Annotated in this window: 10 protein-coding genes; 7 read left to right on the forward strand and 3 right to left on the reverse strand. The window is 58.9% G+C overall.

What is annotated here, in order from left to right:
* Window positions 1–323 precede the first annotated feature (323 nt).
* Window positions 324–1,637, forward strand: coding sequence for a branched-chain amino acid transport system II carrier protein (gene brnQ / locus CEC48_RS29605; RefSeq protein ID WP_088427060.1), 1,314 nt, complete (start codon window positions 324–326; stop codon window positions 1,635–1,637).
* Window positions 1,638–1,844: 207 nt separating this feature from the next.
* Here the strand turns inward: brnQ and CEC48_RS29610 are convergent, their stop codons facing one another.
* Window positions 1,845–2,087: a hypothetical protein gene (locus tag CEC48_RS29610; RefSeq protein WP_010166269.1), complete on the reverse strand. Its 243-nt coding sequence runs from the start codon at window positions 2,085–2,087 to the stop codon at window positions 1,845–1,847.
* Window positions 2,088–2,245: 158 nt separating this feature from the next.
* On the opposite strand from CEC48_RS29610, the gene CEC48_RS29615 reads away from it, so the two are divergent.
* The 4 genes from CEC48_RS29615 (at window position 2,246) to CEC48_RS29630 (ending at window position 5,960) form a co-directional block, all read left to right on the forward strand.
* Window positions 2,246–2,722, forward strand: a complete 477-nt coding sequence (locus tag CEC48_RS29615; protein WP_088427061.1) for a PaaI family thioesterase — start codon at window positions 2,246–2,248, stop codon at window positions 2,720–2,722.
* Window positions 2,719–3,171 carry a PaaI family thioesterase gene (locus CEC48_RS29620; RefSeq protein ID WP_088427062.1) on the forward strand — a complete coding sequence of 151 codons (453 nt, stop codon included), beginning with the start codon at window positions 2,719–2,721 and terminating at the stop codon, window positions 3,169–3,171. Before CEC48_RS29615 ends, CEC48_RS29620 begins: the two co-directional genes overlap by 4 nt.
* Before the next feature lie 89 nt (window positions 3,172–3,260).
* Window positions 3,261–5,165, forward strand: a complete 1,905-nt coding sequence (gene htpG, locus CEC48_RS29625) for a molecular chaperone HtpG (RefSeq protein ID WP_088427068.1) — start codon at window positions 3,261–3,263, stop codon at window positions 5,163–5,165.
* 66 nt (window positions 5,166–5,231) lie between these two features.
* Window positions 5,232–5,960, forward strand: a complete 729-nt coding sequence (locus CEC48_RS29630) for a dienelactone hydrolase family protein (RefSeq protein WP_088427063.1) — start codon at window positions 5,232–5,234, stop codon at window positions 5,958–5,960.
* Between the two features lie 135 nt (window positions 5,961–6,095).
* On the opposite strand, the gene CEC48_RS29635 is transcribed toward CEC48_RS29630, so the two are convergent.
* Window positions 6,096–6,968 carry a pirin family protein gene (locus CEC48_RS29635; RefSeq protein ID WP_088427064.1) on the reverse strand — a complete coding sequence of 291 codons (873 nt, stop codon included), beginning with the start codon at window positions 6,966–6,968 and terminating at the stop codon, window positions 6,096–6,098.
* A gap of 64 nt (window positions 6,969–7,032) precedes the next feature.
* Window positions 7,033–7,449, reverse strand: a complete 417-nt coding sequence (locus tag CEC48_RS29640) for an OsmC family protein (RefSeq protein WP_088427065.1) — start codon at window positions 7,447–7,449, stop codon at window positions 7,033–7,035.
* 139 nt (window positions 7,450–7,588) lie between these two features.
* Between CEC48_RS29640 and CEC48_RS29645 the strand changes: the two genes are divergently transcribed.
* Window positions 7,589–8,593 carry an amidohydrolase family protein gene (locus CEC48_RS29645; protein WP_088427066.1) on the forward strand — a complete coding sequence of 335 codons (1,005 nt, stop codon included), beginning with the start codon at window positions 7,589–7,591 and terminating at the stop codon, window positions 8,591–8,593.
* A gap of 149 nt (window positions 8,594–8,742) precedes the next feature.
* Window positions 8,743–10,368, forward strand: a complete 1,626-nt coding sequence (locus CEC48_RS29650) for a methyl-accepting chemotaxis protein (RefSeq protein ID WP_088427067.1) — start codon at window positions 8,743–8,745, stop codon at window positions 10,366–10,368.
* The last annotated feature ends 231 nt before the right edge of the window (window positions 10,369–10,599 follow it).

Genomic DNA, 10,599 nt, shown 5'->3' on the forward strand with positions numbered 1-10,599 from the left:
GGCTTGCTCGCGAAAGCGGCGTGTCAGTCAGCTCATGAGTGGCCGATACACCGCTTTCGCGAGCAAGCCCGCTCCCACATTCGATTGTATTTCAAAGGTTAAATATAAAAACGCGACATAAAAATGTCGCTTATCGGACAGTTCGCCCCGCAACAGTGCGTTTGACCTGCAAATTCGTTAGGCTAGCCGCCTCTTTATGCGTGCGCATCCCAAAAGGAAGCCCCGCGCTAGACCCGTCGGTCCCCATCAGGACCGGCAGTATTTCCCTCATCCATAGGGAAGCCCTCTCTAAATTCCGATTCAGTAGTGTGGTATTTCCTCAAATGAAAGTGTTGAAAAGCCAGGACATCCTGGCGTTGGGCTTTATGACCTTTGCCCTGTTCGTGGGCGCCGGCAACATCATCTTCCCGCCTATCGTCGGTTTGCAGTCTGGGCCTCATGTCTGGATGGCGGCGCTGGGCTTTCTGATCACCGCGGTCGGTTTGCCGGTGGTCACCGTGATCGCCCTGGCCAAGGTCGGTGGCGGCATGGACGCGTTGAGCAGCCCAATCGGCAAGATCGCCGGTGGTTTGCTGGCAGCGGCTGCTTACCTTGCAGTTGGCCCGCTGTTCGCCACCCCGCGTACCGCAACCGTGTCGTTTGAAGTGGGCCTGGCGCCTTTGACCGGTGAAAGCCCGCTGGCACTGTTCCTCTACAGCTCGGTGTACTTCCTGCTGGTGTTCTTCATCTCCCTGTACCCGGGCCGTCTGCTGGATACCGTCGGTCGTTTCCTGGCGCCGTTGAAGATCATCGCCCTGGCCGTCTTGGGCATCGCCGCCTTTGCCTTGCCGGCCGGTGATGTGGGTGTCGCCACCCCTGAATACGTGGCTGCACCGTTCTCCCAAGGCTTTATCAATGGTTACCTGACCATGGATACCCTCGGCGCCCTGGTGTTCGGCATTGTGATCGTCAACGCGATTCGCTCCCGTGGCGTCGAGTCGCCGAAGCTGATCACCCGTTACGCGATCATTGCCGGGTTGATTGCCGGCGTGGGCCTGGCGCTGGTGTACATCAGCCTGTTCCGCCTGGGTTCGGGCAGCCATGAAGTGGCCACCGGTGCCGCTAACGGCGCTGCCGTGCTGCACGCTTACGTTCAGCACACCTTCGGTTCCCTGGGCAGCGGCTTCCTCGCCGTGCTGATTTCCCTGGCATGCCTGGTGACCGCCGTAGGCCTGACCTGCGCCTGCGCCGAGTACTTCAGCCGTGTGCTGCCGCTGTCCTACAAGACGCTGGTGGTGATCCTGGCGGTGTTCTCGTTGTTTGTGTCCAACCTGGGCCTGACCAAGCTGATTGCGTTCTCGATCCCGGTACTGACCGCGATCTACCCGCCGTGCATCGTGCTGGTGGCCCTGAGCTTCTGTAAGGACTTCTGGCAGGAGCAAGGCAGGATCGTTGGCCCGGTAATGTTGGTGTCGTTCATCTTTGGCTGCATTGACGCGCTGAAGGGCGCGGGCCTGGCGGACTGGATGCCATCGCAACTGGCTCACCTGCCGTTGAGCGAGCAGGGCCTGGCGTGGCTGGTGCCTTCGGTGATGACCTTGGTGGTCGCCGTGGTTATCGACCGTCTGCTGGGCAAACGCAGCGAAGCGATCGCTTAAAGCTCTTGGTCACACGCTGTAACCGAATGCCCCGTATCAACCGATCCGGGGCATTTTTTATGGCTACCTGTTCATTACTATTGATGCTTAGTCCAACCTTTCACACTTTGTTGCTCTGATAAAAACAGCAGACAAAGTAAAGCCCGCACTTGGCGGGCTTTCTTTTGCAACATGACTTTTTAAGCCACGGTGTTCAAGTCGTCAGACTCAAGAACCGGTTGCAGGTGCTGCTTCTTTTGCGGCTGCGTTGTTCGATTCCTGCTGGGCTTTGGCAGCTTCAGCGTTTTCTTTTGCAGCGTCGTTCACTTTATCCTGAGCTTCACTCATTTTTTCTTGAGCTTGTTCAGCATGTTGGTTGGCGTCCTGAGCTTTGTCCTCGGATTTTTTATCGCAGGCAGCGAGGCCGAGGGCAGCGGCCAACATCAAGGAAATAGCTAAAGTCTTACGCATGGGGTGTTTCTCCTTATTGAAGATATCTACTGGCCTTTCGAGCCTATGCCCAACGCTTAGTTCCTTAAATCTCACAGATATATAAGGCGTTTTCCCGAGGGAACTTTCACCCCGGACGTCTACTCCGCCGGGTTCACACTAATAAGAGTCTTTAACGAATGACCGAAAATCCGCTTTTAGCCCGCGCCACGCGCTTTGTTTCAGCCTTGCGCCACTGCCAAGTACTGGGTATCCAGGTCCACGCCGCCAGTGAAGACGGCATGACCCTGGTGCTGCCCTATGGTCCGCATATCGTGGGTGACCCGCAGACCGGGGTGATCCACGGCGGCGCCCTCACGTCCTTGATGGACACCGCCTGCGGCATGGCCACCTTGTGCGTGCTGCCGGAGTTTGAGGTCTGCCCGACCCTGGACCTGCGCGTCGACTACATGCACCCGGCCGAACCCCACAAGCCGGTATTCGGTTTCGCCCAGTGCTACCGGGTGACCACCGACGTGATCTTCACCCGAGGCTTCGCGTATCAGGATGACCCGCAGCAACCGATTGCCCATGTGGTGGGCACGTTCATGCGCATGGGCAAGCGCCTCAAGGGCAGCCAGGGCCTGGGCAATACGATCAAGGGAGAACAGGCATGAAACATCAATTCAAGACCCGTCTGCAGCAAGCCCACGAGCGCGGCAACTATGAGGCGCTGCTCAACTTGGTTCCCTACGCCAAGCTGATCGGCATCGAATGCACGCGCCTGGGGGATGAATTGCTGTTCCGCATGCCGGCCAACAAGGACAACATTGGTAACCCCATATTGCCGGCGATTCACGGTGGGGTGATTGCAGGCTTTATGGAGCTGTCTGCAGCCTTGCATTTACTGGTATTTACCGGTGCGCCTGGCATCCCAAAAATCATCGACTTCTCCCTGGATTACCTGCGCGCCGGGCAGTTTCGCGACACCTACGCCAAATGCCAGGTGTGGCGCCAGGGCCGACGGGTGGCCAATGTGGCGATTACCGCGTGGCAAAGCACCCAGGCCGAACCGATTGCCACCGCCCGTGCACATTTCAAGATTGAGGAACCGGCACGCCCTTGAAATCCTGGTCTTAGCCCCCAACTTTGATGACAACCCGCCGCCAACCCTCAAGGGCGCGGCCACTGCCATCCAATTGGAGTTTGATGACCATGAGTGTGGAAACTCAAAAGGAAACCCTGGGCTTCCAGACCGAGGTGAAGCAACTGCTGCACCTCATGATCCATTCGCTGTATTCCAATAAGGAAATTTTCCTTCGCGAATTGATCTCGAACGCCTCTGACGCTGTCGACAAATTACGTTTCGAAGCCTTGTCCAAGCCTGAGTTGCTGGAAGGCGGCGCGGAACTGAAAATCCGTGTGAGCTTCGACAAAGACGCGAAAACCGTCACCCTCGAAGACAACGGTATCGGCATGAGCCGCGACGATGCGATCACCCACCTGGGGACCATCGCCAAATCCGGCACCGCCGATTTCATGAAAAACCTGTCGGGCGACCAGAAGAAAGATTCGCACCTGATCGGCCAATTCGGTGTGGGCTTCTACTCGGCCTTCATCGTTGCCGACCAGGTTGAAGTGTTCAGCCGCCGTGCTGGCCTTGCCGCCAGTGAAGGCGTGCATTGGTCCTCCAAAGGCGAGGGCGAGTTTGAAATCGCCACCATCGACAAGGCTGACCGTGGTACTCGCATCGTCCTGCACCTGAAGTCCGGTGAAGACGAATTCGCCGATGGCTGGCGCCTGCGCAATATCATCAAGAAGTACTCCGACCACATCGCCCTGCCGATCGAGTTGCCGAAAGAACAAGCCGCGGCCGAGGGCGAAGAAGCCCCAGCCCAGGAATGGGAAGTGGTCAACCGCGCCAGCGCCCTGTGGACTCGTCCTCGTACCGAAGTCAAAGACGAGGAATACCAGGAGTTCTACAAGCACATCGCTCACGACTACGAAAACCCGCTGAGCTGGAGCCACAACAAGGTCGAGGGCAAGCTGGAATACAGCTCGCTGCTCTACGTACCGGCCCGTGCTCCGTTCGACCTGTACCAGCGTGAAGCGCCGAAAGGCCTGAAGCTGTATGTGCAGCGCGTGTTCGTGATGGACCAGGCAGAATCCTTCCTGCCGTTGTACCTGCGCTTTATCAAAGGCGTGGTCGACTCCAATGATCTGTCGCTGAACGTGTCGCGGGAAATCCTGCAGAAAGACCCGATCATCGATTCCATGAAGTCGGCGCTGACCAAGCGCGTACTCGACATGCTGGAAAAGCTGGCGAAGAACGAGCCTGAGCAATACAAGGGTTTCTGGAAAAACTTCGGCCAGGTCATGAAAGAAGGCCCGGCAGAAGATTTCGCCAACAAGGAAAAAATCGCCGGCCTGCTGCGTTTCGCATCCACCAATGGTGACGACGGCGAGCAGAACGTGTCCCTGGCCGAATACCTGGCTCGCGCCAAGGAAGGTCAGGACAAGATCTACTACCTGACCGGTGAAACCTACGCTCAGGTCAAGAACAGCCCGCACCTGGAAGTTTTCCGCAAGAAAGGCATCGAAGTGCTGCTGCTCACCGACCGCATCGACGAGTGGCTGATGAGCTACCTCAGCGACTTCGACGGCAAGAGCTTTGTTGACGTCGCCCGTGGCGACCTGGACCTGGGCAACCTGGATTCCGAAGAAGACAAGAAAGCCGCTGAAGAAGTGGCCAAGTCCAAAGAAGGCCTGGTTGAACGAATCAAGACTGCCTTGGGCGATGCCGTCAGCGAAGTGCGGGTTTCCCACCGTCTGACTGATTCCCCGGCGATCTTGGCCATCGGCGAGCAGGACCTGGGCATGCAGATGCGTCAGATCCTGGAAGCCAGCGGTCAGAAGGTTCCGGATTCCAAACCGATCTTTGAATTTAACCCGGCTCACCCGCTGATCGAGAAACTCGATGGCGAGCAGAGCGAAGAGCGTTTTGGCGACCTGTCGCACATCCTCTTCGACCAGGCAGCCCTGGCTGCCGGTGACAGCCTCAAAGACCCGGCCGCTTATGTGCGCCGACTGAACAAGCTGTTGGTTGAACTGTCGGTTTAACACCGTTGTAGAAAAACCCGCTTCGGCGGGTTTTTTCGTTCTAGAGCCTCTCACCTGGAGTAAATGATGAGCCAAATCACCGTGCGTTCCGTGGTCTATCAGATTGATGGCCAGCCTTATGAAAGCCGCCTGGCATTTGATGCCAGTCATAAGGGCCCGCTGCCAGGGTTGTTGATGGCGCCGAACTGGATGGGTGTCAGTGCCGGCGCTGAAGAGATCGCCAAGAGCGTGGCCAGCAAGGGCTACGTGGTGCTGCTTGCCGACCTGTACGGGCAAACGCTTCGCCCCTCGAACAGCGATGAAGCGGGTGCGGCGATGATGCCGTTGAAGAATGACCGGGTGCTGTTGAACAAGCGCATGCAGGTCGCGCTTGATCACCTGAAAACCCAGACTGAAGCGGCCGTGGATACCTCGAAGCTGGCGACCTTCGGTTTCTGCTTCGGTGGTTGCTGCTCCCTGGAGCTGGCGCGGACTGGTGCGCCATTGAAAGCCGCCGTTTCGTTCCATGGCAGCCTCGACACACCGAACCCGGCTGATGCGAAAAACATCAAGGGTTCAGTGCTGGTGTTGCATGGTGCTTCCGACCCGTTGGTGCCGAAAGAGCAACTGCCGGCGTTTGAAGATGAAATGAACGCGGCCGGTGTGGATTGGCAGTTGCTGAGCTACGGCGGTGCGGTGCACTCGTTTACCGACCCGCACGCCAATGTGCCGGGCAAGATGATGTATGACGCGAAGACCGCTTCACGGGCCTTCCAGTCGATGCATAACTTGCTGGATGAAGTGTTCAAGGGCTGATAGCTCGGTTGCCTGAGCTGGCCCCTTCGCGAGCAAGCCCGCTCCCACATTTTGACCGTGTACTTCCTGAAGGAACGCGGTCGAAATGTGGGAGCGGGCTTGCTCGCGAAGGCTATTTAATAGGCAATAAAACGCTTAAGCCTTGCCTCCAGGCAACTCAATCCGCTCACTTTCCCCCGGCACCGTCGGCCAATCCCCGGCCGTCCAACGTTGCCGAGCCTGCTCGATCAACGCTGGATCACTCGCCACAAAATTCCAGTTAATCCGCCGTGGCCCATCCAGCGCCGCGCCACCGAACACAACCAAGTGGCAATCGGTCTCGGCAAACAGCGCCAAGCTTTCGCCTGCCGGCAACACCACCAGGCTATGCACCTCCAACACCTCACCGTCCAACTGCGCCTCACCCTCCAGCATATACACCGCCCGTTCCGCATGCTCATCCGGGATCAGCAGCGTGGTAGCCGTCTGCATCCGCACCTCGGCATACAGGGTGGGTGACAACACCGGCACCGGCGACTCCAGGCAAAAGCCGCTGCCGGCAATCAGGCGAATCTGCACGCCGAGGTTGTCACTCACCGGCAAGCTGGCGGCGGGGTGATGGCTGTAATGCCCCGGCCCTTGCTCATGCTCCTTGGGTGAGGCCAGCCACACTTGCAGCCCGTGCAGGCTGAAACCGCTGGCCTTGAGTGCTTCGGGGCTGCGTTCAACGTGGGCAATGGCGCTGCCGGCTGTCATCCAGCTGACATCCCCGGCCTTGACCACTTGGTCGGAGCCGAGGCTGTCCTTGTGCAGGAGTTCGCCTTCAAACAGGTAGGTCAGGGTGGAGAGGCCGATATGCGGGTGCTGGCGAATGTTCATGCCGGTGCCCGGTGCATAGCGGGTTTGCAACATATGGTCGAAGAACACGAAAGGCCCGACGCTGCGGCATTGCCGGGAGGGCAGCGGGCGCAGGATCGGTTGCCCTTCAACGTCTTCGGCGCGCGGGCGGATTATGGTCGTTGTGGTCATGGGGCGTCCCAGTCTGAGCGGGTTAGATGCCACTGAGCATAACCCGCTCGACGGGAGGTTGCCGCTACTGGCTGAAGGCGCCTTCCGAGAGCTTGGTCTCGATGGTGACTTCGGCCGTGGTCATCAGCTTGTGCACCGGGCAGCGGTCCGCCACGCGGTGCAGTTCATCGCGTTGCTCGTCGGTGAGTACGCCCTTGAGGGTGAGTTTGACGTTGAGCTTGTATTTGCCCTTTTGCTCTTCGGTGCTGTCATGGGTGACTTCCACGGTCACGCCGGTCAGCGGAATGTCTTTTTTCTGCGCATAGAGCTTGACGGTCAGGGCCTTGCACGACGCCAGGGCGGCATCGAAGTAATCGTGGGGGGAGGGCGCCGAGTCGTCGCCGCCCAAGCTCTTGGGCAGGTCGGTAAACAGCTCATGGTTATTGATGTTGACGCTGTGGCGAAAGTTTTCGGCGTTCAGCGTGTTCACGGTAACAGGCATGGCAAACCTCACAGGGTGGCAGGAAGAAGGTTATGCAGTTATAGAGCATGCTGGCACCTTGGTGTTCCTTGTTGTTTACCGCTGAACCCTCGAGTGCGACCTGAGGTCTACCCTCATGAGCCCTTGTTTGAGAGGCCCCGTGCGCCGGACCCGCCTGAGTATTGCCCTGTTGCTGGCCGTCGCGAGCCTTGCGGTGCAGGCCCGCGAATATGCCTACAGCGATGCGCATCTGCATTACGTCGACTTTTTCCAGGAGTCGGCGGGCATGGACAAGTTGCTCAAGGCCATGGCCGATAATCGCATTGAGCATGTGATGATTTCCGGCATTCCCGTGGCCAAGAAATGGCACGAAGACGAACCCAAGCGTCCGCGCTATTACGCCGGGGACGATGCCGACGCGTATTGGTACAGCGCCACCGACGTGTTCGTCGCCGACGCGGTCAATAAACTGACCCCGGAGCAACGCCAGCGCTTTCACCCGTTCCTCAGCGGGTTCAACCCTAACGACAAAAACGCCGCATCCCATATCCAGCGCATGCTCGACCTCAATCCTGGGCTGTGGCAAGGCATCGGCGAAGTCTTCACCCGTCACGACGACCTGACCGCGCTCACCTCTGGTGACACTCCAAGGGCCAACAACGAGGCGATGACCCGCATCTATCATCTGGCGGCGGAGAACGATCTGCCGGTGATGGTGCATTCCAACATCACCTCCAAGCGTGAGAAAAATCCGTTGTACCTGGCGGAGATGGAAGAGCCGCTGCGCAATCACCCGCACACCCGGTTTATCTGGGCCCACGCGGGCAGCAGCATGGAAATCCATCGGCACCAGACGCAGATGGATTTCTTGCTGCCGACCCTGGCGCGCATGCTGGAGGCTTACCCGAACCTGTACGTCGACCTGTCCTGGAGCGTGCTCACGCCGTACTTGCTGGATGAGACGGGAACGCCACGCCCTGAGTGGGTAAAGCTGGTGGAGCGCTTCCCGGACCGCTTCATGCTTGGCTCAGACGTGGTAGGACGCTTCAACAAGCTCGGTAAGGAAATGCGCAGCTTCGACCCGTTCCTCGATGCACTGCCTGAAGACGTGGCCAAAAAGGTCGCGCGGGACAATTTCCTGGCGATTCTGCCCAAGCCCAAGTGATGGGGTTCGCTGAATCGCTACAGCCGGAGCGGGTCGATCAATCAGGCGTTTTGATATCGCGTTTTCGTCTTACGCAAAAGCATTTACCCGCCGATACCTTTCAAGAGCCCGCTGCAGGTTGATGCAGCACATTTGGAAGGATTCCGAGCATGAATATCAGAAGTCTAAACATCGCCCCTCGCGCCGGCCTGGGGTTTGGGTTGCTGGCGCTGATGGTGTTTGCGCTGGGCGGGTTCGCCTTGTTGCAGATGGGCAATATGCGCCAGCAGTCGGACCAGGTGGAAAACAACTGGCTGCCCAGCGTGATGGCGGTCGGCGAGATGAACCAGGACCTGCTACGGGTGCGGGCCCTGACGTTACGGCTGCTGCTTAACCGCGACCCGCAGGCGATCACGCAGAATGAACAGAAAATCACCGAGCTGAAAAGCGGTCTGCACAAGGCTCAGTCCCTCTATGAAGGGTTGATCGTGCTGCCTGAAGAGCGGGTGCTGTTCGATCGTTTCAAGGCCGAGGAAGAGCGCTACCTGCAACGCCAGGAGCAGGTGATGGCGTTTTCCCGGGCCAATCAGCTGGAAGATGCAATCAAGGTGGTCAACGGCGAGATGAACCAGCTGGCCGACGAGTTGTCTGGCACCCTGCGGGAGTTGGTGACGCTGAACAAGCTCAGTGCCAATCAGGCGGCTAGCCTGGCGCAAAGTGTGTTCGCCCAGTCGCGCAGTTGGGTGGTCGGGATGATTGCCGTGACGGCGCTGATCACCATTGGCCTGGCGTTGCTGCTGACCCGCAGTATCGTGCTGCCGTTATCCCAGTCTTTGAAAGTCGCCCAGGGCGTAGCCAGCGGCGACCTCACCGGTGTGATTGCCGTCAGCGGCAAGGATGAGCCGGCGCGTTTGCAGCAAGCGCTGAAAAGCATGCAGGAAAGCCTGCGGGAAACCATTCGGTGCATTTCCGATTCGTCCAGCCAATTGGCGTCGGCGTCCGAAGAGCTCAGTTGCGTGACGGAAGACGCGACCCGTGGGTTGCATCAGCAGAGTCAGGAAATTGAGCAGGCGGCCACTGCGGTGAATCAGATGACGGCGGCGGTGGAGGAGGTGGCGAGCAATGCGGTGGCCACTTCACAGGCGTCCCGTGAGTCTGATCGTATCGCGCAGCATGGCCGTGAGCAGGTGCATCAGACGGTGTTATCGATTGAGTCCCTGGCTGATGATGTGACGGCCAACGCGACTCAGGTGGAGGACCTGGCGCAGAAGGTTTATGGCATCAGCAAGGTGCTGGATGTGATTCGCTCGATTGCCGAGCAGACCAATTTGCTTGCGTTGAATGCCGCCATTGAAGCGGCGCGGGCCGGGGATGCGGGGCGCGGGTTTGCGGTGGTGGCGGATGAGGTGCGGGCGTTGGCCCATCGCACGCAGCAGTCGACGCAGGAAATCGAGCAGATGATCAGTGGGATTCAGCAGGGTACTGATCAGGCTGTGAGCTCCATGCAGCAGAGCAACACTCGGGCGCGTTCGACGTTGGATATTGCCAAGTCGGCGGGTACGGCGCTGGAGGCGATTGCTTCGGCGTTTACGTTGATCAATGAGCGCAACCTAGTGATCGCCAGTGCCTCGGAAGAACAGGCGGCGGTGGCGCGCGAGGTGGATCGCAATTTGATGAATATTCGTGATTTGGCGCAGCAGACGTCGGCGGGGGCGAACCAGACCAGTGCGGCGAGTCAGGAGTTGTCGCGGTTGGCGGTGGATCTCAATACCATGGTGGCTAGGTTTTCAGTGTAGGGCGGTGGTTTTTTGGAGAGTGGGGTGTATATCCATTCCTGCGGTAACGGCCGCTTACGGTTCCGCTCTTACAGCGGCTCACTTTTGAACAGCGCAAAAGTAAGCAAAACGCTCTGCCCCGCCTGTCGGCGCCTCGCCTAGGCTCGGCGTGCCCTCACTCCGGCACCGCGAAGCGGGCCGCCGCGACGGCCCGTCCCTGGCCCGTCGCGGCTAAACCGGCGTCCTGCCGGT

Origin of the sequence: Pseudomonas sp. K2I15 (genome assembly GCF_002204795.1) — a bacterium.
Taxonomy (GTDB): Bacteria; Pseudomonadota; Gammaproteobacteria; order Pseudomonadales; family Pseudomonadaceae; genus Aquipseudomonas.

What these genes read in the sequence shown, in the direction of transcription:
- CEC48_RS29615 (WP_088427061.1), top strand. Translation starts at nt 2,246, where the DNA reads ATGACCGAAAATCCGCTTTTAGCCCGCGCCACGCGCTTTGTTTCAGCC.
- CEC48_RS29635 (WP_088427064.1), bottom strand. Translation starts at nt 6,968, where the DNA reads ATGACCACAACGACCATAATCCGCCCGCGCGCCGAAGACGTTGAAGGG.
- CEC48_RS29630 (WP_088427063.1), top strand. Translation starts at nt 5,232, where the DNA reads ATGAGCCAAATCACCGTGCGTTCCGTGGTCTATCAGATTGATGGCCAG.
- CEC48_RS29610 (WP_010166269.1), bottom strand. Translation starts at nt 2,087, where the DNA reads ATGCGTAAGACTTTAGCTATTTCCTTGATGTTGGCCGCTGCCCTCGGC.
- CEC48_RS29640 (WP_088427065.1), bottom strand. Translation starts at nt 7,449, where the DNA reads ATGCCTGTTACCGTGAACACGCTGAACGCCGAAAACTTTCGCCACAGC.
- htpG (WP_088427068.1), top strand. Translation starts at nt 3,261, where the DNA reads ATGAGTGTGGAAACTCAAAAGGAAACCCTGGGCTTCCAGACCGAGGTG.
- brnQ (WP_088427060.1), top strand. Translation starts at nt 324, where the DNA reads ATGAAAGTGTTGAAAAGCCAGGACATCCTGGCGTTGGGCTTTATGACC.
- CEC48_RS29620 (WP_088427062.1), top strand. Translation starts at nt 2,719, where the DNA reads ATGAAACATCAATTCAAGACCCGTCTGCAGCAAGCCCACGAGCGCGGC.
- CEC48_RS29650 (WP_088427067.1), top strand. Translation starts at nt 8,743, where the DNA reads ATGAATATCAGAAGTCTAAACATCGCCCCTCGCGCCGGCCTGGGGTTT.